Annotated in this window: 21 protein-coding genes and 1 pseudogene; 12 read left to right on the top strand and 10 right to left on the bottom strand. The window is 70.7% G+C overall.

The genetic code is table 11. The annotated features are described in order from the left end of the window. Nucleotides 1–79 precede the first annotated feature (79 nt). From bioB to bioD, 4 genes are all read left to right on the top strand, one after another. Nucleotides 80–1,495 carry a biotin synthase BioB gene (gene bioB / locus D9R02_RS04705; protein WP_121566447.1) on the top strand — a complete coding sequence of 472 codons (1,416 nt, stop codon included), beginning with the start codon at nt 80–82 and terminating at the stop codon, nt 1,493–1,495. After that, the gene (gene bioA / locus D9R02_RS04700) at nt 1,488–2,849 is read left to right on the top strand and encodes an adenosylmethionine--8-amino-7-oxononanoate transaminase (protein ID WP_121566446.1); all 1,362 of its coding nucleotides are present in this window, start codon (nt 1,488–1,490) and stop codon (nt 2,847–2,849) included. Before bioB ends, bioA begins: the two co-directional genes overlap by 8 nt. After that, nucleotides 2,846–4,024: an 8-amino-7-oxononanoate synthase gene (locus D9R02_RS04695; protein WP_183085948.1), complete on the top strand. Its 1,179-nt coding sequence runs from the start codon at nt 2,846–2,848 to the stop codon at nt 4,022–4,024. The genes bioA and D9R02_RS04695 overlap by 4 nt, the downstream gene beginning before the upstream one ends. Before the next feature lie 138 nt (nt 4,025–4,162). Next, the gene (bioD, locus tag D9R02_RS04690) at nt 4,163–4,882 is read left to right on the top strand and encodes a dethiobiotin synthase (RefSeq protein WP_121566444.1); all 720 of its coding nucleotides are present in this window, start codon (nt 4,163–4,165) and stop codon (nt 4,880–4,882) included. A 38-nt stretch (nt 4,883–4,920) separates the two neighbouring features. Here the strand turns inward: bioD and D9R02_RS04685 are convergent, their stop codons facing one another. Further along, nucleotides 4,921–6,447 (bottom strand): gluconokinase, encoded by a 1,527-nt coding sequence (locus tag D9R02_RS04685; protein WP_047979186.1) that lies wholly within the window; start codon nt 6,445–6,447, stop codon nt 4,921–4,923. 479 nt (nt 6,448–6,926) lie between these two features. On the opposite strand from D9R02_RS04685, the gene ilvD reads away from it, so the two are divergent. Further along, complete coding sequence (gene ilvD / locus D9R02_RS04680; protein WP_121566443.1) at nt 6,927–8,765, top strand: dihydroxy-acid dehydratase; 1,839 nt, start codon at nt 6,927–6,929, stop codon at nt 8,763–8,765. A gap of 154 nt (nt 8,766–8,919) precedes the next feature. Beyond that, nucleotides 8,920–10,407: an alanine/glycine:cation symporter family protein gene (locus D9R02_RS04675; protein WP_070637015.1), complete on the top strand. Its 1,488-nt coding sequence runs from the start codon at nt 8,920–8,922 to the stop codon at nt 10,405–10,407. A 159-nt stretch (nt 10,408–10,566) separates the two neighbouring features. Here the strand turns inward: D9R02_RS04675 and D9R02_RS04670 are convergent, their stop codons facing one another. Beyond that, nucleotides 10,567–11,817 (bottom strand): YkvI family membrane protein, encoded by a 1,251-nt coding sequence (locus D9R02_RS04670; protein ID WP_070637014.1) that lies wholly within the window; start codon nt 11,815–11,817, stop codon nt 10,567–10,569. A 150-nt stretch (nt 11,818–11,967) separates the two neighbouring features. Between D9R02_RS04670 and D9R02_RS04665 the strand changes: the two genes are divergently transcribed. Continuing rightward, nucleotides 11,968–12,543: a hypothetical protein gene (locus D9R02_RS04665; protein ID WP_070637013.1), complete on the top strand. Its 576-nt coding sequence runs from the start codon at nt 11,968–11,970 to the stop codon at nt 12,541–12,543. 111 nt (nt 12,544–12,654) lie between these two features. On the opposite strand, the gene D9R02_RS04660 is transcribed toward D9R02_RS04665, so the two are convergent. Together D9R02_RS04660 and D9R02_RS04655 are read right to left on the bottom strand one after the other, a co-directional pair. Beyond that, nucleotides 12,655–13,371 carry a succinate dehydrogenase/fumarate reductase iron-sulfur subunit gene (locus tag D9R02_RS04660; protein WP_070637012.1) on the bottom strand — a complete coding sequence of 239 codons (717 nt, stop codon included), beginning with the start codon at nt 13,369–13,371 and terminating at the stop codon, nt 12,655–12,657. Continuing rightward, nucleotides 13,371–14,363: a succinate dehydrogenase/fumarate reductase transmembrane subunit gene (locus tag D9R02_RS04655; RefSeq protein ID WP_121566442.1), complete on the bottom strand. Its 993-nt coding sequence runs from the start codon at nt 14,361–14,363 to the stop codon at nt 13,371–13,373. The genes D9R02_RS04660 and D9R02_RS04655 overlap by 1 nt, the downstream gene beginning before the upstream one ends. 217 nt (nt 14,364–14,580) lie before the next feature. Here D9R02_RS04655 and D9R02_RS04650 point away from each other — a divergent pair, with 217 nt between their 5' ends. The 4 genes from D9R02_RS04650 to D9R02_RS04635 all read left to right on the top strand — a co-directional run bounded on the left by D9R02_RS04650 (nt 14,581) and on the right by D9R02_RS04635 (nt 17,450). Continuing rightward, entirely contained in the window at nt 14,581–15,261 is a 681-nt protein-coding gene (locus D9R02_RS04650) for a class I SAM-dependent methyltransferase (RefSeq protein ID WP_121566441.1), read from the top strand. Between the two features lie 69 nt (nt 15,262–15,330). Continuing rightward, a complete protein-coding gene (locus tag D9R02_RS04645; RefSeq protein ID WP_121566440.1) occupies nt 15,331–15,744 on the top strand; it encodes a hypothetical protein in 414 nt (137 codons plus the stop codon). A gap of 96 nt (nt 15,745–15,840) precedes the next feature. Further along, nucleotides 15,841–16,068, top strand: a complete 228-nt coding sequence (locus tag D9R02_RS04640) for a hypothetical protein (protein WP_101888244.1) — start codon at nt 15,841–15,843, stop codon at nt 16,066–16,068. A 317-nt stretch (nt 16,069–16,385) separates the two neighbouring features. Beyond that, entirely contained in the window at nt 16,386–17,450 is a 1,065-nt protein-coding gene (locus tag D9R02_RS04635) for an alcohol dehydrogenase (protein ID WP_121566439.1), read from the top strand. Between the two features lie 240 nt (nt 17,451–17,690). Here D9R02_RS04635 and cls read toward each other — a convergent pair whose 3' ends face one another. The 6 genes from cls to D9R02_RS04605 all read right to left on the bottom strand — a co-directional run bounded on the left by cls (nt 17,691) and on the right by D9R02_RS04605 (nt 24,823). After that, nucleotides 17,691–19,181 (bottom strand): cardiolipin synthase, encoded by a 1,491-nt coding sequence (gene cls, locus D9R02_RS04630; RefSeq protein ID WP_121566438.1) that lies wholly within the window; start codon nt 19,179–19,181, stop codon nt 17,691–17,693. A gap of 9 nt (nt 19,182–19,190) precedes the next feature. Further along, complete coding sequence (locus tag D9R02_RS04625; protein WP_052239310.1) at nt 19,191–19,706, bottom strand: GNAT family N-acetyltransferase; 516 nt, start codon at nt 19,704–19,706, stop codon at nt 19,191–19,193. 47 nt (nt 19,707–19,753) lie between these two features. Beyond that, nucleotides 19,754–22,051, bottom strand: coding sequence for a phosphoribosylformylglycinamidine synthase subunit PurL (gene purL, locus D9R02_RS04620; RefSeq protein ID WP_101888247.1), 2,298 nt, complete (start codon nt 22,049–22,051; stop codon nt 19,754–19,756). A gap of 174 nt (nt 22,052–22,225) precedes the next feature. After that, nucleotides 22,226–23,017 (bottom strand): phosphoribosylformylglycinamidine synthase subunit PurQ, encoded by a 792-nt coding sequence (purQ, locus tag D9R02_RS04615; protein ID WP_101888248.1) that lies wholly within the window; start codon nt 23,015–23,017, stop codon nt 22,226–22,228. 2 nt (nt 23,018–23,019) lie between these two features. Next, a complete protein-coding gene (gene purS / locus D9R02_RS04610; RefSeq protein WP_019309891.1) occupies nt 23,020–23,277 on the bottom strand; it encodes a phosphoribosylformylglycinamidine synthase subunit PurS in 258 nt (85 codons plus the stop codon). A 160-nt stretch (nt 23,278–23,437) separates the two neighbouring features. Continuing rightward, on the bottom strand, nt 23,438–24,823 hold the full coding sequence (locus D9R02_RS04605; protein WP_101888249.1) for a CitMHS family transporter: 1,386 nt from the start codon (nt 24,821–24,823) through the stop codon (nt 23,438–23,440). Between the two features lie 173 nt (nt 24,824–24,996). Between D9R02_RS04605 and D9R02_RS04600 the strand changes: the two are divergent. Further along, nucleotides 24,997–25,346, top strand: a pseudogene (locus D9R02_RS04600) (sensor histidine kinase); the annotation flags it as partial.

Below are 25,346 nucleotides of genomic sequence, written 5' to 3'. Positions count from 1 at the left end.
CGACGACGGGTACGTCCCGATGGGCGCGCGTGCTCCCGTCACGAATTGACTTTCCTGAACGTCGTTCAATAATTGAACAATGTTCAAGAACCCCGCAGAGCTGGCCGAGCGCGTTCTCGCCGGCACCCCCGTGACCCCGGACGAAGCCCTCGAACTCCTGCACACCGACGATCCCGGCATGCTGGATCTCGTGGCGGCCGCCGCACGCCTGCGCCGCGAGCACTTCGGGATGACCGTGAAGGTGAACTACCTGGTCAACCTGAAGTCCGGGCTGTGCGCGGAGGACTGCGGCTACTGCTCCCAGCGCTTGAATGCCGGGACGGACATCCTCAAGTACTCGTGGCTGAGTCCCGAGCAGGCCGTGGAGCAGGCCGAGTACGGCATCAAGGGCGGGGCCAGCCGTGTGTGCCTCGTGGCCAGCGGTCGCGGGCCCTCCAACCGCGAGGTGGGCACCGTGACCCGCACCGTGGAGGCGCTCAAGGAGCAGCACCCGGACGTGGAGGTCTGCGCGTGCCTCGGTCTGCTCAAGGACGGTCAGGCGGAGTCCCTCAGCGGCGCGGGCGTGGACGCCTACAACCACAACCTCAACACCGCCGAGTCCCACTACGAGTCCATCTGCTCCACCCACACCTACCAGGACCGCGTGGACACCGTGGAGCGCGCCAAGGACGCGGGCCTGTCCCCGTGCTCGGGGCTGATCGTGGGTATGCGCGAGACGGACGAGCAGCTCGTCGAGGCGGTGTTCGCGCTGCGGGACCTGGGCTCGGACTCCGTGCCCGTCAACTTCCTCATGCCGTTCGAGGGCACGCCCCTGGCCGGCACGTGGCAGCTCAGCCCGCAGAAGTGCCTCAAGATCCTCGCCGTGGTGCGCTTCGTGTGCCCGGACAAGGAGATCCGGATGGCCGGCGGGCGTGAGATGCACCTGCGCTCGCTGCAGCCCCTTGCCCTGCACGTGGTCAACTCGCTGTTCCTGGGCGACTACCTCACGTCCGAGGGCCAGGCGGCCGAGGCGGACCTGGCCATGATCGCCGACGCCGGGTTCACCGTCCTCGGGGCCGGTCCGGATCCGTCCCGGGACCGTCACCTCGGCCCGGCGGCGGCCCAGGGGGGCGGTGCGGAGCAGGGCTCGGGGGAGCGGACGACGACGCCGTGCGGGTCCGTGTGCGGATCGGCCGCTGGTTCCGGGGCCGCGTCCGGTGACGGTTCTGAGCCCGAGGGTGCGAGTGTCCCCGCTGACGTGTCCCGGGGCGGGCCGGTCGAGGCGGTCGACAGCTCCCGCGAGGCCGGTTCCCGAAACACTGGCGACCGGGCGCGGGCCCGCGACACCGCGGCGTCGTCCGCGCCGACCGGCACCGGGATGTCTCCGGCCCTCGCGGCGCTGCTGGGCTCGGGGGACGGCCCGGAGCGGGACGAGGACGACACCAGGGTGCGGGTGGAGCTGAGCCCGACCGTGCGGCGTCGTGGTGCGGGCACGTCGGTGGCGCCGAATGCCTGAGCCCGGCCCCGTGGGAGATATGCCTCCCGGGGAAAGTCTTGCCGCGCGGGACCGCGGGCTGCTGTGGCACCCGTACGCCGCGCTGGACGGCCCCGCCCCGTACACCGTGGAGGCGGCGGAGGGCGTGACCCTCACGCTCGTGAGCCCCGAGGGTGAGCGCATCGAGGCGATCGACGGCATGGCCTCGTGGTGGTGCGCGGTGCACGGATACCGGAATCCGGAGCTGGACCGCGCGGTCGTGGACCAGGTCACCGAGTTCTCCCACGTGATGTTCGGCGGCCTCACGCACCGGCCCGCCGTGGAGCTCGCCGAGCTGCTGGTGGAGGTGACCCCGCCCGAGCTGCAGCACGTGTTCTTCGCGGACTCCGGATCGGTGAGCGTGGAGGTGGCCCTCAAGCTGGCCGTGCAGTACCAGGCGGCCCGCGGGCGCCCGGAGCGCCGCCGCATCCTCACGGTCCGCGGCGGCTACCACGGGGACACCACCGGGGCCATGAGCGTGTGCGACCCCGAGGGCGGGATGCATGCCGAGTTCTCGGGGCTGGTGGCGGAACAGCTGTTCGTGGCGCCCCCGCCGGCGGCCACCACGCCCGACGGCACCGTGTGGCACGCGGACGAGGGCAGCGTGACGCAGTGGATCGAGGACGTTCGGGCCACCGCGCGGAAGCACCGGGGTGAGCTCGCGGGGATCATCGTGGAGCCCGTGCTGCAGGGCGCGGGCGGAATGCGCACCTACCACCCCACGTGCCTGCGGGCGCTGCGGGACCTGGCGGACGAGCTGGACCTGGTGTTCATCGTGGACGAGATTGCCACCGGCTTCGGGCGCACCGGCAAGTGGTTCGCGAGCGAGTGGGCGGATGTGGTCCCGGACGTGATGTGTGTGGGCAAGGCCCTGACGGGCGGGTACATGACCCTGGCGGCGGTGCTCGTCTCCGCAGTCGTGGGGGAGGTGATCACCGCGTCCGAGCAGCGCGCGCTCATGCACGGGCCCACGTTCATGGGCAACCCGCTCGCGTGCGCCGTGGCCTTGCAGTCAGTTCGTATGCTCCGCGAGACATGGTCGGAGGACGTGGCACGCCTGTCCGCGGCCTTCAGCGAGATCCTTCCTGTGGCGGCTGAGCTGTCGGTGGTCAAGGACGTGCGGGTGATCGGCGGGGGGGGGGGCGTGGAGTTCCACGAAGCACCCGATCCGGCGGCCCTCACCCGCACGGCGCTGGAGCAGGGGGTGTGGTTCCGCCCCTTCGGCACGCTGCTCTACACCATGCCGCCGTATGTGTGCACGGACGAGGAGGTCCGCACGATCTCCTACGCCCTGCTCCGAGCCGCCCAGCACGTGGAACTGCAGGCCGGGTCATGACTGCTGCTGCTTCCGCACGCACAGTGGATGCCGCAGGACCGCTCGACGACTGGCTCTGCGACCGACGCGAGCAGCGGGAGAAGGCGGGACTGCGGCGTCGGCTGCGGTGCCTCCCCGGCGGTTGCGTGGATCTGGCGTCGAACGACTACCTGGGGCTCTCCCGGGACCCGCGCGTCGTGGCCGCGGCCCGTGCGGCGCTGGAGGAGTTCGGCACCGGATCACGCGCCTCGCGCCTGGTCACGGGCACGCTGGGGATCCACGAGTGGCTGGAACGGGAGCTGTGCGCGCTCACCGGCCAGCCCGCGGCGCTGGCGTTCTCGAGCGGGTACGCCGCCAACACCGGCGTGCTCACTGCGCTGGGAGACGCGGACACGCTCATCGTCTCGGACACCCACGCGCACGCATCGCTGGTTGACGGGGCCCGGCTGTCCCGCTCGCCGGTGCGGATCGCGCGGCACTCGGACGTCGCGCACGTGGCGGAACTGCTGGCCGAGCGCTCTGAGACACGCGCGATCGTGGTCGTGGAATCGGTCTACTCGGTGTGGGGTGATCATGCACCGCTCAGGGAGCTCGCGGAGACGTGCAAGCGGCAGAATGCGCTCCTGCTCGTGGACGAGGCGCACGGCATCGGCGTGGCCGGCGGAGGGCGGGGGCTCGTGCACGAGCTCGGGCTTGCGGGATCCCCGCACGTGGCGCTGACGCTCACGCTGTCCAAGGCGCTGGGCGCGCAGGGCGGGGCGGTGCTCGGCTCACCCGCCCTGCGGGAGCACCTGGTCAACACGGCTCGCCCGTTCATCTTCGACACGGCCCTGGCACCGACGTCCGCGGCGGCCGCGACTGAGGCCGCGCGGATCATCGGGGAAGCCCCCGAGCTGGCGGCCCGGTTGCACGAGCGGGCGCGATTCGTGGCGTCCGCGCTGAACATCCCGCACGCCAGGGCGGCGGTGCAGTCCGTGCCCATGGTCACTCCGGAGTCTGCGGTTCGGGCCGCGGAGCAGCTGGGGGCCCGGGGTGTCGCGGTGGGCTGTTTCCGTCCGCCCTCGGTGCCGGACGGCATCAGCCGCCTGCGCATCACGGCGCCAGGAAACATGGAATTACAGGAATTGTCGGGAGCGCTGGATCACGTCCGGGAGGTGCTGGCGGACGTGTCCGGGGGTGACCCGGTCACCCCGTGAGCGGTCCCGGGCTACGAGTCCACGCGCTCTGTTCCAGCGGTGGCCCAGGGGGAGCACGTCCCCGGGCGCGGCACGCAGGGCGTGGGCGGTCCTCGCTACGGTCCTTCGCCACCACATCAGCAACGGGCAGGAGACACCATGAAAAATCCTTTGAACGGCATCTTTTTGTCGCTCCCGCGCACCGTGGTGGTGACGGGAACGGACACCGACGTGGGCAAGACCTACGCCACGGCTGCTCTCGCCGTGGCCGGCTGGTACGCGGGGCGCCGCCGGATCGCCGTCTACAAGCCTCAGCAAACCGGCATGCGCGGTGACGACCCGGGGGACGTGCACGACGTCGCCCGGCTGGCCCGCGCCGCCGGCGTCCCGTCAGAGGCGCTCACCATTGCGGAGGGGCAGCGGCTGACCGAACCCATGGCGCCCCCTCCCGCCGCGGCCATCGACGGGGTGGAGCTGCTGCCGATCACGGCCCACGTGGCGAAAATCCTGGAACTACAAGAATCCCACGACCTCGTGCTGGTGGAGGGCAGCGGCGGCGTTCTCGTGGAGCTGGATGGAGACCGGCGCACGATTGCCGATCTGGCGGCAGCGTTGCAGCAGGAGGAGGCGCTCGGTGCGCAGACCGTCCTGGTGGCCCGCCCGGACCTTGGCACCCTCAACCACACCCTGCTGAGCCTGGAGGCCCTGCTGCACCGCGGAGTCAACGTGGCCGGGGTGGTCCTGGGCAGCTGGCCCACAGAGCCCGACCGCCTGCACACCTCCAACCGTGAGTACCTGGCGGACCTCCCGGCGCTCGACGGGCAGCGCATCCCGCTGCTGGGTGCCGTCCCGCAAGGATGGGGGCACGGGAGCCGCTGATTGCTGGAAAGGCGGGGGCCGGCGTCGTCGTGCCGCTCTCAGCCCCCCGCCACCGTGGCCCCGTAGAGGCGCTCGAACCGTTCGTGGACCAGGCGGTAGTGCTCCTGCGCCGCCTCACGCGGGGAGTACGTGGCCGCGGGCTCCGGCGAGGACCGCTCCACGTTTGGCGCCAGCGACTCCAGCATCAGCAGGGCGTTGCCCCGGCACGTGGAGCGCTTTATTGTCTGGTGGATCACGGGAGTGCCCAGGTAGTCGCCCAGGATCTGCAGCCACGAGGGCAGCTCCTGGGTGACCCGCCCGGCGGCCACGATCCGTTCCACGCCCGTGGAGGCGCTCTCCAGCTCGTCGGAGACCCGGCGGTAGGACCCTGCGATTCCCTCGAGCATCCCGCGGGCCATGGCGGGTGCGTCCGTGGTGGCGGAGACATCTGAGAACACCGCTCGCGCGCTGCCCGCCCACCCCGTGGAGCGCTCACCCGTGAGGAACGGCAGCACGCCGGGGGTCTCGGCGCTCACGGGGGCGGCGGCGATCCCGTTCAGCACCTCGGTGTCCAGGGCTAAGGTGTCCTGCAACCAGCTCACCGCGCGCCCCACGTCGTTGAGCGCCCCGCCCAGCAGGCACCGGGAGGAGTCGATGCGGTAGCACCACAGTCCCGGCGGGATGTCCTGCGGGCGGTGGTGCAGCAGCACGCGCATGGCCCCGGAGGTGGCCGCGGACGCCACGATGGTGCGCTCGTCCGTGCCACCCACCCCGATGTTCGCGCACAGCCCGTCCGCGACCGGCGCGAACCACCGCGCCTCCGAGAGCCCTCGCCACCGCTGCACGCGTGAGGGGTCCACGTCCGGCAGGGGCTCGTGGGGTTCCAGGATCGGGGACAGCTTCTCCTCGGTGATCCCCGCAATCCGGAGCATGCGCTGGTCCCAGTTGCCCGAGCGCCGGTTCAGCAGCCCCGTCCACGCTGCGGTCGCAGTGCCGGCGGCGGTGGTCCCGAGCAGCCGCAGCCACACGTACTCGCCAATGCTCAGCCACCGCTCCGCGGCTTCGAAGTCCTCCGGCCGGGTCTCCCGCAGCCACCGGAAGCGCGGCGCCAGGTAGCTCGTGTGCAGCCGCGCGCCCATCTTCTGCTGCACCTCGCGCTCGTCCAGCTCCTCCCGCAGCCGCGCGAGCTGCGGCGCGCACCGGGAGTCCGCGTACGTGAAGCACTCGGTCACGGCCTCGCCGTCGGCGTCCACGCCCACCAGGGAGGATGCGAAGGAGTCCAGCCCGACGCCGCCCACGCGCCCCGCGAGCTCCGGCCGGTCGCACACGCGGTCCAGGATCTCCGTGATCTCCCCGACCACCTGGTCCGGGTCCATCACGGACGTGCCGTCGGACGCGGTGGTGAACTCGTGCGGAACCTTGTCCCGGTAGTGGCGCACGGGCGTGCCGGTGGCGTCGTAGAGGGAGCCGCGGGTCGCGGTGGAACCGATGTCCAGCGTCATCACCAGCGGATCCCGCGCGTCCTCCAGGTCCACCGCGAAGTCGGCGCCGTCGTGCGGGCGGGGTGTCCTCTTGTGCTTGCCCATGTCTCTCCTGATCCCGCGTCCGCCGCGGGCTCTCGGGTTTCGGTGGTCTGCGCCCCAGTCTAGGAACCGCCGCCGGGGTCGCCGCACCACGGGGCACGACGCCGCTCGGAGGCTCCCGCGGGCGGGGCGCCTTCGCAGCCCCTGGGGCGGGAACGCCTGAGGTGCGGTTCTGCCCCGGATTTCGCGGAAATTCCGGGTAGAACTGCACCTCAGACGCTGCGGATCGCGGCACAGGGGAGCAAGCCCGCTCAGCGGGGCGGTTGCACGGCGGAGAACGGTGAGGCGGGGCGGGGCGCTGGCCGTGCGGCGTCGTCGGCGGGAGGAGCGGTGCCTGCAACCAAAGTCCGGGATGTGAGATCCGTGACCGCGATGTGAAACCCGCCCCGGGGCCGCGCGTAGGCTGGGGCGCAACACGTGTGCCGGGGCGGGGTTGGAGAGCGACGGCCCGCCCCGGCACTGTCTTTCGGGAAGGAACCACAGTGCCGCAGCTGCGTTCAGCAACGTCCACCACCGGCCGCAACATGGCGGGAGCGCGCGCCCTCTGGCGGGCCACGGGCATGGGGAGCGAGGACTTCGGGAAGCCGATCGTGGCGATTGCGAACTCGTTCACGCAGTTCGTCCCCGGCCACGTGCACCTCAAGAACATGGGTGACCTGGTGGCGTCCGCGGTCCAGGAGGCCGGGGGCGTGGCCAAGGAGTTCAACACCATCGCGGTGGACGACGGCATCGCCATGGGCCACGACGGCATGCTGTACTCGCTGCCTTCGCGGGACATCATCGCGGACTCCGTGGAGTACATGGTCAACGCCCACTGCGCGGACGCGCTGGTGTGCATCTCCAACTGCGACAAAATCACCCCGGGCATGCTCATGGCGGCGCTGCGGCTGAACATCCCCGTGGTGTTCGTCTCCGGCGGACCCATGGAGTCCGGCGAGGGTGTGGAGGGCGTGGTGGAGCACCGCGTGGACCTGGTGGATGCCATGTCCCTGGCCGTGGACGAGTCCGTCACGGACGCGCAGCTCGCGCAGATCGAGGAGAACGCGTGCCCCACGTGCGGCTCGTGCTCCGGGATGTTTACCGCCAACTCCATGAACTGCCTCACCGAGGCGCTGGGCCTCTCCCTGCCCGGCAACGGCACCACCCTGGCCACCCACGTCAACCGCAAGCGGCTGTTCCTGGAGGCCGGTCGGCGTGCGGTGGAGTCCGCCAAGAAGTACTACGAGCAGGACGACGAGTCCGTGCTGCCGCGGAGCATCGCCACCAAGGCCGCGTTCGAGAACGCCATGGCCCTGGACATCGCCATGGGCGGCTCCACCAACACCGTGCTGCACATCCTGGCCGCCGCGCAGGAGGCCGAGGTGGACTTCACCCTCTCGGACATCGACGCCCTCTCCCGCCGCGTGCCGTGCTTGGCGAAGGTGGCGCCGAACTCCACAAAGTTCCACATCGAGCACGTGCACCGCGCCGGCGGCATCCCCGCGATCCTCGGCGAGCTGCGCCGCGGGGGGCTGCTCAACGAGGACGTCCACACCGTGCACTCCCAGACCATGGGCGAGTGGCTGGACGAGTGGGACATCCGCTCGGGCAAGGCGTCCGACGCCGCCCGCGACTTCTTCCTCGCGGCTCCCGGCGGGGTGCGCACCACCCAGGCGTTCTCGCAGGCCAACGAGTACGAGGACCACGACGTGGACGCCGCCGAGGGCTGCATCCGCTCCGTGGAGCACGCCTACACCGCGGAGGGTGGGCTGTGCGTGCTGTTCGGCAACATCGCGGAGGACGGCGCGGTCATCAAGACCGCGGGCATCGACCCCGAGCTGTTCCACTTCACGGGCCGGGCGTTCGTGGTGGAGTCCCAGGACGAGGCCGTGCACGAGATCCTCTCCAAGAACGTGACGGAGGGGGACATCGTCGTCATCGCGTACGAGGGCCCCAAGGGCGGCCCCGGGATGCAGGAAATGCTCTACCCCACCAGCTACCTCAAGGGTCTGGGCTTGGGCAAGACGTGCGCGCTCATCACGGACGGCCGCTTCTCGGGCGGCACGTCCGGGCTGTCGATCGGGCACATCTCCCCGGAGGCCGCCGCGGGCGGGGCCATCGGCCTCGTGGAGCACGGGGACGAGATCGAGATCGACGTGGAGAACCGCGTGCTGCGGGTCAACGTGGATGACGCCGAGCTCGCGCGCCGTCGCCAGGAGAAGGGGGACGCCCCCTGGAAGCCCACCAAGCCGCGCGAGCGCCGGGTGTCCAAGGCGCTGAAGGCGTACGCGTCCATGGTGACCAGTGCGGACAAGGGTGCGGTGCGCGTCGTGGAGGACTGACCCCGCGCGGCACCCCGGATGGTCTCGGCCCGGGTGGGAATCGGATAATCTGTGCTGAATTGGTGTGGCAGCACACATTCTTTTCCCGCCCGGGCCCTCGCGCGACTGGAACAGTCCCACGGTCCGGGCATCCCCGAAGATCCCGGAGTTTTCCATGGAAGCACTGACCGAACTCGTCGGAACGGTGGGCGAGTACGTCTGGTACGTCGTCTTCGCCGTCCTCATCGGCGTGGGCCTGTACCTGACCGTCCGCACCAAGGCCATCCAGCTGCGCGGCATCCCCGAGATGTTCCGCGTGCTCACCGATCCGGCCGGTGAGGAGGACGGGCGCAAGGGCATCTCCTCGTTCCGCGCATTCACGGTCTCCGCAGCGGCTCGCGTGGGCACGGGCAACATCGCCGGCGTGGCCATCGCCATCACCCTGGGCGGACCCGGTGCCGTGTTCTGGATGTGGATCATCGCCGCGATCGGCGCGGCCAGCGCGTTCGTGGAGTCCCTGCTGGGCCAGCTCTACAAGGTCAAGACGTCGGACGGCTACGTGGGCGGCCCGGCGTACTACATGGAGCGCGGGCTCAACAAGCGCTGGATGGGCGTGCTCTTCGCGGTCATCATCACCGTGACCTACGGCTTCGTGTTCAACTCCGTGCAGTCCAACTCGATCGTGGACGCCGTGGCCGGCTCCTTCAACGTGGACGTCACCGAGGGCCAGAACATGTGGCTGCGCGTGGTGCTGGGCCTGGCCCTGGTGGTCATCACGGCACTGGTGATCTTCGGTGGCATCCGCTCCATCTCCGCGGTGACCCAGATCCTCGTGCCCGTGATGGCTGTGCTGTACCTGGTGCTGGGGCTGCTCGTGGTGGTCCTGAACATCACCGAGATCCCCGCCATGTTCGGCATGATCATCGAGGGGGCGTTCGGCATTCGCGAGTTCATCACGGGTGGTCTGATCGGCGTGATCATCCAGGGCATGAAGCGCGGTCTGTTCTCCAACGAGGCCGGCATGGGCTCCGCCCCGAACGCCGGCGCCACCGCGTCCATCTCCCACCCGGCAAAGCAGGGCTTCGTGCAGTCCCTGGGCGTCTTCTTCGACACCATGCTGGTGTGCTCCATCACCGCGTTCATCGTGCTGCTGTCCAACCCCACCTACGGGGACCAGCGCCAGGGTGCGTCCCTCACGCAGACCGCGCTGGGCATGCAGCTGGGCGAGTGGGCCGTGCACTTCCTGACCGTGGCGATCTTCCTCTTCGGCTGGTCCTCCGTGATCGGCAACTACTACTACGGCGAGTCCAACATCCGCTTCATGACCCGCTCCCGCGTGACCATGGGCGTCTACCGCTTCGCCGTGCTGGTGTGCGTGTTCATGGGCGCGGTGCTGGCCCTGGACCTCGTGTGGTCGCTCGCGGACCTGTTCATGGCGATCATGGCCACACTGAACCTCATTGCGCTGGTGATGCTCGCAGGTGTGGCGGCCAAGGTGCTGCAGAACTACATGGAGCAGCGCAAGGCTGGCGTGGAGCCCGTGTTCAAGGCGGGAGACATTCCCGGCATCCACGGCCTGTCCGCGTGGGACGGCACGGACACCGTGACCCTGCCGATCTTCTGGGAGCAGCGCACGCAGGAGAGGAACACCGCCCGCGGCTGAACCCTCCCGCGGGCGCACGGCGGATCCGTCCGCACCGGATCACGACGCCGCCCGCTCCCGTCCATGACGAAACCCCCGGTCGCTGCCGGGGGTTTCGTCATGTCCTGCAGGGTGTGCAGGGCGGGTTGCGGTGCTGTGGGAGGCCGCCCAGCGGCGTCGTCAGGAGGAGGACTTGTCCTCGCCGAGCTCCCGCTTGACCTGGACCTCCATGGCGCCGGTGAGGGCCTCGTTGTCCGCGGGGGACTCCTCGGTGGCGTCGCGCAGCTGGTTCTCGTTGTACGCGGTGAACTCCTTGGTCTCGTCACCGCGCTTGGTCATGAGTGCGCGGATGCGGGTGCGGCGCCCGGCTTCCACACCGATGGCCTCGCGGTTGCGGAACCACCAGATGAACATGACGACCACCAGCACCATGCCCACGTAGCCGATCACCGGGTACACCACGCTCATCAGCGTGCCGAAGCCCACCAGGCTGATCACGTAGCCCAGGACGCAGATGCCCAGGAACACCGGGACGTAGCGCTTGCGGTGGTTGACCGTCATGCGGCGGCCCAGCGCGTAGAACATGCTGATGGTGGTGTTGTAGATCATCAGGAAGGTCACGAACACCATGGCCAGGGAGGCCACCGGGTGCATGCTCTCGAAGAGCTTGAGCATGGGCACGTCCGCGTCCCCCACGGCGTCGAAGTTCACGAGCAGCGCGAACGCGTTCATCACCAGCAGGATGGTGTAGACCACGCCACCCAGCAGGCCGCCGCGCCCGGCGTCGCGCGGGTCCAGGGTGTTGCCGCCGATCATCAGGGACATGGACACGCCCAGCATCAGCGCCATGCAGGTGTAGTTGATCGCGGAGAGCCACCACGGGCTCACGGGGGAGTCGGCCTGCACGGCCAGATCGCTCATGGCACCGAGGTCCACGGGAAGCTGCATGAGGGTGTAGACGAACGCGACGATCACGGCCACGAAGATCACCGGGGTCACGGCGGAGATGATGTTGGTGACCTTGTTGACGTCCAGCAGACCGGTGAGCATCACGATGGCCACCATGATCGCGGAGCCGATCCACGCCGGGAGCCCGAACTGCTGCTCCAGGGTGGAGCCCGCGCCGGCGAGCATCACGATGCCCATGGCCAGCAGGGTGAGGGACACGGAGATGTCCAGGAAGCGGGAGACCACGGGGGCGGAGACGGAGCGGAACACCCCCAGGTGCTCGTCGGCCAGGAAGTAGCTGCCGATGTTGATGATCACCGCTCCCGCCGTGATCATCAGGATGCCCGCCACGACGGCTCCCGCGAGCCCCCAGAGGCCGAACGAGACGAAGTACTGGATGACTTCCTGGCCCGTGGCGAAGCCGGCGCCCACCATGAGGCCGATGAAGGCCAGGGCGACTTGAAGGGTTTTCTTGGCGGACACGAGAGCATCTCCTCGAGGGGTGGGTGAATGTCGTGGTGCGCACGCCGCGGCGTGACAACCTGTCGGGCCAAGCATAGAGAATGCGCCGGAGCCGGACCGCCCGGGCCCCGCGGCGGTGGGATACTCGAGGGCGGGCGACGAGTGGAGGGAGTGGCCGTGGTGCAGCAGTGGCAGTCGGATCTGGAGGCCTGGGCGGCGGGGTGGAACGCGGTCGAGGAGGACGCTTCGCCGGGCGAGGTGCGGGCGTGGGACGGCGCCCTGCCCGGTGGGCGCGGTGACGGTGCGGTGCTCGTGTGCGAGCCCGGGCAGGCGGAGGAGGTTCGGGCCGCGGCGCGGGCGGCGGGCCGGGAGGTGCTGGCCACCGAGGTGCTGCTGAGCGGTGACGTCCAGGAGCTGGACCGCGGGCTGGGCTTCCCCGGGGATGCCGGGATGTTCGACGCCCCCATGGGGGACCACCTGCGCTTCGAGGTGGACGAGTGGGGCCGCCCCGTGGCGCACTCGACCCTCTCCGTGCAGGGGGAGGTGGCGTTCATGGGGCCGGTAGTCGCGGGCACCGCCGAGGACCGGGACCCCGCGGAGGTGGTGGACCCGCTGGTGTCCGCGATGGCCAACGAGGCGTTCCTGGCGGACGCGCAGCGGCTCTACGCCGTGGTGCCCGAGGACGACGTTCCCGGGCTTGAGCCCCAGGGGTGGCGGCGCGCGGCCGCCGTGCTGCGGCTCTCCTGAGCGGGTGGCACCACCACAGCGCGCCTGAGCGGGCGCAACCACCAGTGCGCGCCTGAGCGGGCCGCACCAGCAACGCACGCGTGCGGGATGCCCGGGCACCCCGGGGCCGCGTCAGTCCTGCGGATCCCCGGGCGCGGGGTACCGGTCCGGGAAGCTGCGGTGCAGGTTCTCCCGGGCCACGGACGTGAGGTTCTCCAGCGGCAGCCCCGCGGGGCACACCTCTGTGCAGTCCCCCAGCAGGGAGCACGGGCCGAACTCCCGGTCCGCGGCGTCCAGCACCTTGGCGGCGCGCTCGTCACGCTCCTCGGGGGTCTTGGCCAGCGGCGGCAGGTGCTTGAGCATGGTGCCCACGAACAGCTGCCCGGAACCGTTGGGGCACGCGGCGATGCACGCGCCGCAGCTGATGCAGCCCGCGGTGTTCAGCGCCTTCATGGCCACCGGGAACTTGGCCTCCTTGGACACGCGCCGCAGGGACTTCTTGTCCACGGCGAGGTCCTTCGTGACGGGCAGTGCCCCGGCGCGCAGGGGCTCGATGAAGACCTCGTCCCCGTCCCGGTAGGCGTTCAGGGACTGCATGCACGAGGCCCTGTTGCGGTCCGGGCCGTGCGGCACGCCGTCCACGGTCACACCGCACTTGCCGCAGATGCCCTCGCGGCAGCCGTCGTCGAAGCTCACGGGCTCGTCCCCCTGGCGTTCGAGTGTCTCGTTGACGGCGTCCAGCAGCTCCAGGACGCTCATGTCCTCGCGGGCCTCCACGGGGTGGACGGTTTCGAAGCCCCCGGGGGTGCTGGCGTCCGCCTGGCGCCACACGTGCACGGTCAGCAGCATCAGCGCACCACCTTGAAAGATACGGCCAGGGGAATACTCGCGTTGCCCACGGCGACGACGGCGCCCACGGCCTTCGCGGCGACATCCACCCGGTGCACGCGCCGGGCCGTGGTCGTGAGCCCGGTGTCCAGTGCGGCCGTGCGCAGCCCGTGGACCATGTGCCCGGCCAGCGCGGCCATGGAGGCCGTGTAGAACACCGCCACCACGGGCCGGGAGAGGCTGCCCACCAGGTTCCCGTAGGCGTCCCCGTGCTCGAAGGACCGTGACGCCGCCGGGCGGGTGCCCGTGGTCAGGTCCAGCACGTGGTAGGTCACGAACAAGCCGAGCACGGCGCCCGTGGACCGCATGGAGCGCGCGATCATTTGGGGGACCGAGCGGCGTCGTCCCCGAGGGCGCCTGCGGGGGGCGTCGGCGTCGAAGCGGCCCGGGAGGAGGGCACCGTCGAACGGGGCGCGACGGTAAACCTGCGCTGTGCCCGTCATCTGCCTGGGCACGCCCATGGGCCGTCCGGGCAGCGCGAGGCGGGGGCGCCGGTCCACCACCGTGGCGACCTGCCGCGTGACCTGCCGGCCGGTCCCCGCCACGGTGCGTCCCTCGGCGCGCCAGGCCCGCAGGGTCAGCTCCGTGCCGGCGGCCACGTGGGTGGCCGTGCTCGCGAGCAGTCCGATCCGCGCCGCCCACAGCAGGGTGTTCGCGGGCAGGACCGGCGCGCCCGCGTGGCGCAGCAGCAGCGCGTAGCGGTTGTACCGCTCCCGCCCCAGGTAGACCTGCATGTTGCCCGCCATGTGTCCCACGGTGAACACGCTCAGCACGGTCCCGGAAGCGGCCATCGCGAGTTTCAGGTCTGCGTTCGACGCCGCTCCCACCGAGGCCTGCCACGCGCCCGTGGGCGCCGGGGCGGCGTCGTCGGCGGTGGCGGGTGCGGCCCGGCGCGTCGGCGGCGCAGCGGTCGGTGCGGTGCCCTGGCGCGAGGGAGGGGTGGCGGGGTTCATCACTGAGCCATCTTAGAAGCTCCCCGGGAGGGCCATCAGTTCCCGGGGTCACACGCGGTCATGCCCGTTCCGCCCGGGCACGGCACCCACCCCGGGGGCGCACGACGCCGCTGCAGTGCGTTCCGAGCCCATGTCCCCCCCCCCGGGCGTCTTGCTCAGGGGCGGCTGCGTGGCGCCGCCCTTGAGGCGCCAGCCGTGGTGTGTGAGCGTGGAGCCCATGCAACCCGGATACGACCACCTCGCCGCGGAGTACGAGCGCGCGTTTCCCGAGGCCTTCCGCTCGCCCCTGGAACGCGGAGTCGTGGCCGCGTTCGCCGAGCAGGTGAAGGAGTGCGCGGCGGAGGGCTCCGTGGTCGACGTGGGGTGCGGGACGGGTCACGTGACGGCGGCGCTCGCGGCGGCCGGTGTCCCGGTGGTGGGCGTGGACCCCTCGCAAGCCATGCTGGAGATCGCACGGGCGGCGCATCCGGAACTGCGGTTCGTGCGCGGCACCTGCGATCCCGTCACCTGGACGCAGGCCCTGGGTGCTGACGAGCCGCCGGCCGCCGTGCTGGCGCGGTTCAGCCTGATCCACGTGGCCCCGGACCGTGTGCCCGGGATCCTGCGCTCGTGGGCGGAGCGCCTGCCGATCGGCGGTGTGGTGCTGGTGGCGTTCCAGGCCGTGGACGGCGGTCGCGCCGTGGTCTCCTTCGACCACGCGGTGGCTCCCGCGTGGCGCTGGCACCCGGACGTGATGGCGGACCATCTCCTGCGCGCGGGCCTCACGGAGCGGTGGCGGACGGTGAGCCGCCCGGACGCGGACCACCGGTTCCCGGAGTGCCACCTGCTCGCGGTCAAGGAGACGTCCGAGCCACCGGCTGTGCCGGTGAGCAGGGGGTGCTCGGTGGACGGGTGCTGAGCGGTCCCGGTGGCTACGTGGGGCCAACAGGTCACCGTGAGAACCAGACGATCGATGTAGGACGTGGGAATGAGCGGCAAGGCCAAGGAGTGGGGCGTGCTGGCGGAGCTGTGCCTGGTGCTGGCGGGGATCCCGCTGGCGGTGATGGCTCCCCAGGTGCTGTGGCAGGTCTTCGGGGAGCACCAGGCCACCGGGCCGCTCACCCTGCTGGAGCAGTTCCTGGCCACGTGCGTGGTCCTGGTGGTGCTCATGCTGGTGGACACGCTGGTGGACGCCGCGTTCCTGGCCCTGACTCACAACAAGGTGGCCACCCAGATCTGCTCGGCCGTCGTGTTCGTCCTGGTGATTGCCGCGCTCTTTTCCGTGTGGGTGCCGTGGTCCGTGGGGCTCGTGCTGGTCAGCGTCGTCTCGGTCCTGCTGGTGCTGCTGTTCTCGAAGCTCACGTCCGAGCGGTACCAGGGATTGCTGGAGCGGGACGGCTGAACTCGGGGCCGTGATAGCTTCGATCTCCACACAGCGGACCCCGGGCACCAGAGGCGAGTCATAGCAACATCGCGAGCGCCCCGACGGGAGAACATCATGAAGCGGAGCACTGCCCGGAAGTGGGACCGCGCCCAAACCTATGTCGGCTGGGTTGCCATCCTCCTTCTGGGGATCAGCCTGACGGGCAGCGAACTGAACATCGGGCCGGTCAACGTCTCTCACTCGCCGTGGCTGGGCGGGCTCGTGTCCCTCGTCGCCCTCCTGCAGATCGGCGTGAACATCCGCCGGGATGTGCGGGCGGCACGGCAGGCGGCGTCCCCCTAGACGTTCCCGTCCCCCGCCAGCACCAGGGGCCGGGATGCCGTCCGCTCATTCCCCCGTGGCCGCGTCGAGCGCCTCGCGGATCAGTTCCGCGTGCCTCGACCGGCGGACGACGCCGCCCGGTCCAGGTCGTCTCGTCGGTCGCGCCAGCCCGCGGCGATGTTGCGCCCCGGTGCGGCGTCTCGGCCGCCGCGCGCGGATGTTACTCCCGAGTTGAAATGGTCCCGCGAGCCGGTGTTCTCCCCGTGTGACGCGGCCTACAGTGACAGTGCAGCCCACATGTGAAGTGCACATCCGAACACGCTGCAAAGGAGTCAGCCATGAAGGTTTTCGGTCACGCAGAACCCGGTGCGCCGGCGGAGGAGATCGAGCTGGAGAAGCCCCAGCTCACGGGTTCCGAGGTGCTGGTCCGCGTCACGAACTCGGGGGTGTGCCACTCGGACGTCCACTGCCAGGACGGGTACTTCGACCTGGGCAGCGCGGGGCGTCGCGAGCTGACCGCCTCGGGCGCACAGTACCCGGTGGTGCTGGGCCACGAGATCGTGGGAGAGGTGGTGGAAGTGGGCCCGGAGGCCACGGTGCAGCCGGGGGAGACCAAGTACATCGTCTACCCCTGGGTCGGCTGCGGTGAGTGCCAGGCCTGCCAGGAGGACCGCGAGAACTACTGCAGCGGCGCCAAGCGCAACCTCTCGGTGGCACTGAACGGCGGCTACGCGGAGGAGGTCCTGGTTCCCGGGGACCGCTACCTGGTGCCACTGGGGGACATCGACCCGTCCTTCGGCGCCACGCTGGCCTGCTCCGGGCTGACGTCCTACTCGGCCATCCAGAAGATCATGCCGGTCCCCGCGGACAAGCCGGTGGCGGTCATCGGCGCCGGTGGCGTGGGGCTCATGACCATTGCGCTGCTGAAGGCCCTGGGCCACGAGAACATCGTGGCGGTGGACATGAGCGAGAAGGCACTGGAGAACGCCACCGCAATGGGTGCCACGGCCACCGTGGTCGCGGGTGGCGAGGCACCCCACAAGGACATCGTCGCGGCCGGCGGCGAGAAGATCGCCGCGGCGATCGACCTGGTCAACAACGGGGACACCTCCAACGCCGCACTGTTCGCCATGGCCAACGGCGGCACCCTGGTGAGCGTGGGCCTGTTCGGCGGCCAGTACCAGTTCCCCACCGCGCTCGCCGCGTTCAACCTGCTGAACATCCGCGGCAACTTCGTGGGCAGTCTCCCGGAGCTCAAGGAGCTCGTGAAGCTCGCCCAGGACGTGGAGCTGCCCCGGCCGCCCATCGTGGAGGTTCCGCTCAGCGCAGAGCAGGTCAACGCGTCCCTGGACGGCCTGCGCAACCGCACGCTCAACGGCCGCGCGGTGCTCGTCGCGGACTGACCCCGGCCCCAGGCACAGAGCCGTGCCGCACGACGACGCCGTCGCCGCCCCGATCTCACGGGTCGGCGACGGCGTTCGCGCACCCGGGCGCGGAACGCGCACGCGGGCACACCCCAGCGCGGCCCGGCCCCCCATGCCGCACCCGGGCCGCCCGGCTCCGAGTGGGCGGCACGGAGTGGGCGGCGCCGAGGGGACGGACGGTGCCCACCCGGCCGTGCGGCGTCGTCGTCCGGGGTGGTGTCAGAGCAGGCCGGAGGTGAGGCGGCAGATGTTCTCCACGTACTTGCGCCCCAGGGAGCGCTGCTCCCACGCGGCCACGTCCAGGAGCATGGAGCACGCCGTGAAGTCCTCGACCACGCGCTCCATGCGGGCGCGGAACTCCCGGTCCACGATCATCACGGAGACCTCGAGGTCCAGGGCGAAGGAACGCTCGTCCATGTTGGAGGAGCCGATCACGGAGACGATGTCGTCCACGAGCACGAACTTGGCGTGCAGCACCGTGGGGGAGCTGTAGCGGTAGATCTCCACACCGGCGCGCGCCAGCTCGGAGTAGTACGAGTTCTGGGCGTGCTGCGCGAGGAACTGGTCAGAGGTCTCCCCCACGAACAGCTGGATCTGCACCCCGGCCTGCGCCTCCGTGGTGAGGGCGTGGAGCAGGGACTCGTCCGGCACGAAGTACGGGCTGGAGATCACCACCCGGCGGTTGGCGTTGTAGATCAGGTGGTTGAACAGCCGCAGGTTGTTTTCGGTCTCGAAGCCGGGCCCGGAGGGGACCACCTGCGCGTACGCGGGCCCGGGGCTCGGCTCCAGGGCGGAGGGGGACTCGTCCAGCAGCAGGTCGTCCGTCTCGGAGTACCAGTCGGAGACGAACACGGCGTTGAGCTCCGTGACCACGGCGCCGGTGCAGCGGATCATGAGGTCACGCCACTGGCGGCCCTTCCGGATGTTCTTCCGCTTGTTGTACGAGCGGTGGATGATGTTCTGCGAGCCCGTGTGGGCCACCCGCCCGTCCACCACCAGGATCTTGCGGTGGTTGCGCAGGTCCGGGCGCTGCCACTCCCCGCGCCACGGGCGGATGGGCAGCATGCGGCGCCACGGCACACCGGAGCGGTCGAACTCCTTGACCAGCTCGGCGTAGCCCGGGTAGCCCAGGGAGCCCACATGGTCGATGAGGATGCGCACGCGCACGCCACGCTCGTGGGCCCGGATCAGGGCGTTGAGCAGGTCCCGGGAGACCTGGTCCACGGCCACGATGTAGAACTCGAAGTGGACGTAGTCCGTGGCGGCGTCCACGTCCGCGGCCATCCGCGCCATGTTCTCGTGGTTGTCCGGGAGGATCTCGAAGTCGTTGCCACCCACCATGGGCAGCGCACCCAGGTTCTGGTTGAGCTCCGCCGTGGTGCGCACCCACTGGGGGTAGCGCTCCAGCTCGCGGCCCACGGCCACCCCCGGGGGAGTGTTCTCCTGGATCACGTGGTTCATCCGAGCCTGCTGCTCCATGCGCTTGCGCGGCAGGCGGGCGGAGCCGAGCACCAGGAACAGCACGATCCCCGCGTACGGCACCAGGAAGATGGCCAGCAGCCACGCGAGCGCCACGGAGGGGCGGCGCCGGTGCGGGATCCAGCCCAGGGCCACGATCTTGAGCAGCAGGTCCAGCCCCGCGAGGGCCACCAGGATCCACTCGGGCAGGGTGTCCGCGGGCAGCAGGTTGAAGGGTATCCAGGGGCTCACGGGAGTGGCTCAGGGGCGCGGCAGGCGGTAGGAGTCCTCCGAGCCGTCGGAGGGCAGGGGCTGGAACCCGCACCGCGCGAGGACGTGGTGTGCGGGGTGCTCGCCCGTGGGCACCGAGGCCTGGACCGCGCGCACGTCGGGATCCTCGAAGGCTTCCTCCAGCAGGGCGCGCAACCCCTCGGTGGCGAGCCCCTGGCCCCGGTGCTGCGGCACCAGGGACCCCTCGACCTCGAGCTCGTGGTCCATGGCGGGACCGGTGAACCCTGCCGCGCCGATGACCTGGCCCGAGGAGCGCTCCACCACGGCGCGCTGGGCGCACCGTGACTCGGTGAAGAAGTGCTCCCCGGCGGCCAGGGCGTCCCGCGCCCAGTCCTGGTTCTGCGCGGAGGGGAAACCCCGCGCGAAGTGGGGCAGGGAGGTGCCCGAGGCGACGGCCTCCAGCTCGTCCGGCGTGAACGGCCGCAGCTCCAGCCGTCGTGTGACTATCGGGGCCGGGGGCTCGGCGCCCGGCAGCTCGTCCAGCATGCCCATACCTTCCGGGGTCTCTCGTGCCGCCCGCGTGCTCGCGGGGATCAGCCGAAGTGCCGCGGCAGCGTGGCCTCGTGGGCCGTCCGCAGCTCGTCCAGCGGCACCGCGAACTCGCCCTGGACGTCCAGGGAGCCGTTCTCGGTGTCCACCACGCCGATCCTTGCGAAAGGATAGTTGCGCACGGTGCACATGTCCCGGAAGCGGACCTCCTCGGAGCGGGGCACGCTCACGACGGCGCGCGCCTGGGTCTCGGAGAACAGCAGCGTGAACAGGTCCAGGCCGTCACGCTCGGCCACCTCGCCGAGGCCGATGCGGGCGCCCACGCCGAAGCGCAGGGCCATCTCGGCGAGCGTGGCGGCGAGCCCGCCCTCGGCGACGTCGTGCGCGGCGTCGATCATGCCGTCCCGGGACATGTTGATCAGCATGTCCGCGAGCACGCGCTCCTGGTCCAGGTCCACGCGCGGGGGCGTGCCGCCCAGGTGGCCGCGGATGCGCGCCCACTCGGAGCCGTCCAGCTCGTCCGCGGTCTCTCCCATGAGGTAGACCGCCTGGCCGTCCTCGCGCCAGCCCGAGGGAGTGCGGCGCGTGACGTCGTCGAACACGCCCATCATGGCCACCACCGGGGTGGGGTTGATGGCCACACCGCCCGTCTGGTTGTAGAGGGACACGTTGCCGCCCGTGACGGGCACGCCGATGGCCTGGCAGCCGTCCGCGAGACCGCGCACGGCCTCCGCGAACTGCCACATCACGTCCGGGTCCTCGGGGGAGCCGAAGTTCAGGCAGTCGGAGACCGCCACGGGGCGGGCGCCCGCGGTTGCCACGTTGCGGTACGCCTGCGCAAGGGCGAGCTGCGCGCCGTGGTACGGGTCCAGGCGGGTGTAGCGGCCGTTGGAGTCCGTGGACAGGGCCACGCCCAGGTTGCTGCGCTCGTCCACGCGGACCACGCCGGCGTCGTCGGGCATGGCCAAGGCCGTGTTGCCCTGCACGTAGCGGTCGTACTGGCTGGTGACCCACTCCTTGGAGCACAGGTTGGGGGAGGCCATCAGCTCGAGCAGCGCGGGGCCGAGCTCCGCGCCGGAGGGTCGCGCGGCGTCCTCGGGGGAGCCGGTGAAGTGCGCTTCCTGCAGGGCGTCCTGGGACGCGGGGCGGTCATAGGGGCGCTCGTAGACGGGGCCGTCGTGGGCCACGGTGCGCGGATCCACGTCCACGATCACCTCGCCCTGGTAGTCGATGACCAGCCGGCCGGTGTCCGTGACCTCGCCGATCCACGAGTACTCGACGTCCCACTTGGCCATGACCGCCTCGAAGGCCTCGACCTTCTCCGGGGTGACCACGGCCATCATCCGCTCCTGGGACTCGGACATGAGGATCTCACCCGGGGTCAGCGAGGGATCGCGCAGCAGCACCTCGTCCAGGTTCACCCGCATCCCGCCGTCCCCGTTGGAGGCCAGCTCGGAGGTGGCGCAGGAGATCCCCGCCGCCCCGAGGTCCTGGATGCCCTCCACCAGGGAGGACTTGAACAGCTCCAGGCAGCACTCGATGAGCACCTTCTCCGCGAAGGGGTCACCCACCTGCACGGCGGGGCGCTTGGAGGGCTTGGAGTCGTCGAAGGACTCCGACGCCAGCACGGACGCGCCGCCGATGCCGTCACCGCCGGTGCGCGCTCCGAAGAGCACCACCCTGTTGCCCGTGCCGGAGGCGTTGGCCAGGCGGATGTCCTCGTGGCGCATCACGCCCACGGCCAGCGCGTTGACCAGCGGGTTGCCCTGGTAGCAGGGGTCGAACTCCACCTCGCCGCCGATGTTCGGCAGCCCCAGCGAGTTGCCGTAGCCGCCCACTCCGGCCACGATCCCGTGCACCACGCGCTGGGTGTCCGGGTGGTCGATCGCGCCGAAGCGCAGCGGGTCCATCACGGCCACGGGGCGGGCGCCCATGGAGATGATGTCCCGCACGATCCCGCCCACGCCCGTGGCCGCGCCCTGGTAGGGCTCCACGTAGGAGGGGTGGTTGTGGGACTCGATCTTGAACGTCACGGCCCAGCCGTCCCCGATGTCCGTGACACCGGCGTTCTCCCCGATGCCCACCATGAGGTGCTGGCGCATCTCGTCCGTGACCTTCTCGCCGAACTGGCGCAGGTGCACCTTGGAGGACTTGTAGGAGCAGTGCTCGGACCACATCACGGAGTACATGGCCAGTTCCGCGGCGGTGGGACGGCGGCCCAGGATCTCCTTGATGCGCTCGAACTCCGCCTCGTTCAGGCCCAGCTCGGCCCAGGGCAGCTCGGTGTCCGGGGTGGAGGTGGCGTGCTCCACGGTGTCCAGGTTGAAGTGCGTTTCACTCATGACGTCTGCGGGTCCCTTACGTGAACGAGGTGGGGCGTGAGGTGCGCTCACGCCGGTTCGTGGTGGCTGGTGGGTGTTGCGCGGCGGCGGTGGCCCGCTCGCGGAGGAGGGGCGGTTGACTGGCGGCACGGTGCGGCACGACGACGCCGCCCGGGCACGCGGCGTCGCGGTCCGTCAGCGGGTCAGGCGCTCCAGGACGGAGACGAACACGTCCAGCCCGTCCGTGCCCTCGCGCATCCCCACGGTGCCGGCGCCGGAGAGGTCCGCGCCGAAGCCCGGCTCCACCGCGTGCTCGGGGTGCGGCATGAGCCCCACCACGTTGCCCTGCGCGTTGGTGATCCCGGCGATGTCGTTGCGGGAGCCGTTGGGGTTGCCGCCCGTGTAGCGGAAGACCACCCGGTGCTCGGCCTCGAGCTCGTCCAGGGTGCGCTGGTCCGCCACGTACTGCCCGTCCTGGTTCTTCAGCGGCACCACGATCTCCTGGCCGGCCGTGAAGCGACCGGTCCACGCGGTGTCCGCGTTCTCCACGCGCAGGTGCTGGTCCCGGCAGATGAACTTCAGCTGCTCGTTCTTGATCATGGACCCGGGCAGCAGGTGCGCCTCGGTGAGCACCTGGAAACCGTTGCAGATGCCGAGCACGGGCATCCCGCCGTCCGCGCCCGCCGCGTCCACAATCCGGTCCATGAGCGGGGCGAAGCGCGCGATCGCGCCGGCCCGGAGGTAGTCGCCGTAGGAGAAGCCGCCGGGCAGGATCACCGCGTCCACGCCCTGCAGGTCCTCGTCCGCGTACCAGAGCGGCACGGCGGTGCCGCCGGCGATCTCCACGGCCCGGGCGGCGTCGCGGTCGTCCAGGGTGCCGGGGAAGGTCACCACGCCCACGCGCACGGCCGCGAGGCGGGAGTCCGGGGCGGGCTGGGAGAGGTCCGCCACCAGGGGCGTCTGCTCGGGGCTCAGGTTCTGGGCCACGCTCAGTGCTCCTCGGGCAGTGCGCTGACGTTGACCACGTCCTCGATCACCGGGTTGGAGAGCAGCTTCTCCGCGGCCTCGCGGGCCTGCGCGAGCACCTGCTCGGTGGCCTCGCCCTCCACGGTGAGCTCGAAGCGGCGGCCCTGGCGGACCTCGGTGAAGCCGCTGAGACCGATGCGGGGCAGCTCGTTCGCAATGGCCTTGCCCTGCGGGTCGAGGATCTCCGGCTTGGGCATGACGTCGACGACGATTCGGGCCATGGAACGCTCCTGTACGCGGTGTGGGAACTGTGGGGCGCGCGGAGTCGGTGCCGTCTCACGTCTGGCGCGTCCGGGACCGTTCCCCGGGCGACGACGACGCTCCGCGAGCTTGCGCTCCCCACTCTAGTGGGTGCCCGCGCGCCCGGGCGCCGTGCCGCGCTCAGCCGATGCCGACCGCGCCCACCAGCACGCCCACCACGAGCATCACCAGGGAGACCACGAGGGCCCGCCACAGCACCTTCTTGTGGTGGTCGCCGAGCTCCACGCCCGCGAGGGAGACCAGCAGCAGGATCGCGGGCACCAGCGGGGACTGCATGTGCACCGGCTGGCCCGTGATGGACGCGCGGGCCATGTCGACGGCGGGGATCCCGTAGTGGGCCCCGGTCTCGGTGAGCACGGGGAGCACACCGAAGTAGAACGCGTCGTTGCTCATGAAGAACGTGGCGGGGATGCTGATCAGACCCGTCAGGACGGCCAGGTACGGGCCCATGCTGGAGGGGATCACGTCCACGAGCCACTGGGACATGGCATCCACCATGCCCGTGCCGGACAGGATGCCCGTGAGCACCGCCGCCGCCATGACCATGGAGACCACCGCGATGATCGAGGAGGAGTGGGAGGCCAGCATCTTGCCCTGGTCCGACATCCTTGGGAAGTTCACCACCATGGCGATCGCGCTGGCCACCATGAACAGGTACGGCAGCGGGACCACGTCCGCCACGAGCAGCACCATGACGAGCACCGTGAGGGACAGGTTGAACCAGAACAGCTGCGGTCGCAGGGACTCGCGGTTCGGGTCCAGGGCGGTGTTCGTGAGGCCCTCGCCGGTCAGCAGCGGGGAAGGGGTCGTGGCGGTCCCGGCGCCAGGAGTGCCGGCCCCCGGGGCGCCGGAGCCCACGGCCGCACCGCGGCCCCAGCGGGCGGGATCGGCGGCGGCCAGGCGGCGTCGTTCGGAGCGGCCCAGGAGCACGGCGAAGACGAAGATGACCACCAGCCCGGCGGCCAGGGAGGGGAGCATGGGCAGGAAGATGTCCGTGGCCTCCACGTGCAGCGCGGCGGCCGCACGGGCGGTGGGCCCGCCCCACGGGACGATGTTCAGGGCGCCGTTGGTCAGGCCCGCGATGCACGTGAGCACCACGGGGCTCAGGCCCAGGCGCTGGTACACGGGCAGCATGGCCGCGGTGACCACGATGTACGTGGTGGAGCCGTCCCCGTCCAGGGAGACCAGGGCGGTGAGGATCATGGTGCCCACCACCACCTTGGCGGGGTCGTGACCGGTGGCGCGCACGATGAGGTTCACGAGCCGGTCGAACAGGCCCACGTCGATCATCAGGCCGAAGTAAATGATCGCGAACATGAGCAGCGCGGCCGTGGAGGACATGTCCTTGACGGCCTCCATGACCATGTCCCCGATGCCCAGTCCGGCACCCGCGAAGAGGCCGAAGACGGTGGGAACGATGATCAGTGCGAGCAGCGGCGTGAGGCGCTTGGTCATGATGAGGCCCATGAACGTGGCGATCATCAGGAACCCGAGCAGAACCAGCATCAGTGACTCCTGGGTGGTGGGACGGGGGCGGGGCACGGCGGGCGTGCGGCTCATCACACCGTAGGGGTGAGAGGCGCATCACGTACCGGTTGTGCTCATTGCGGGACGTTGTGCTCGTTGACCCCTTTGTGCTCTTTCTGCTCGGTGACGTGGCGCACCCCTAGGATGAGCGCATGAGCAGCGAGCGCACCCCCGCGGGAACGTTCACCACCCGCATGATGGTGGTGCTCTTCAGCATCGTGGCCGGGATCGTGGCGCTGTGCCTCGCGGCCGTGGTGGTGCTGACCGTGGAACGGGTGTACGACCAGGCGGAGCAGGAGGCCCTGGGGATCGCGCGCACCCTGGCCGTGGACCCGGTGGTCGTCTCCGAGACCGCGGCGCGGGCCGGGGCCACCGCCCTGGACCCCGCCGCGCTCGCGGAGGGGCCGGTGCAGCGGCGCGGCGAGGCCGTCCGGCAGAGCACGGGTGCCCTGTTCGTGGTGGTCACGAACGACCAGGGGATCCGCATGTCCCACCCCAACCC

Origin of the sequence: Kocuria rhizophila (assembly GCF_003667225.1) — a bacterium.
GTDB lineage: Bacteria > Actinomycetota > Actinomycetes > Actinomycetales > Micrococcaceae > Kocuria > Kocuria rhizophila.
Note: the sequence above shows the minus strand (reverse complement) of the source record. Positions and strands in the feature narration are given on the sequence as shown.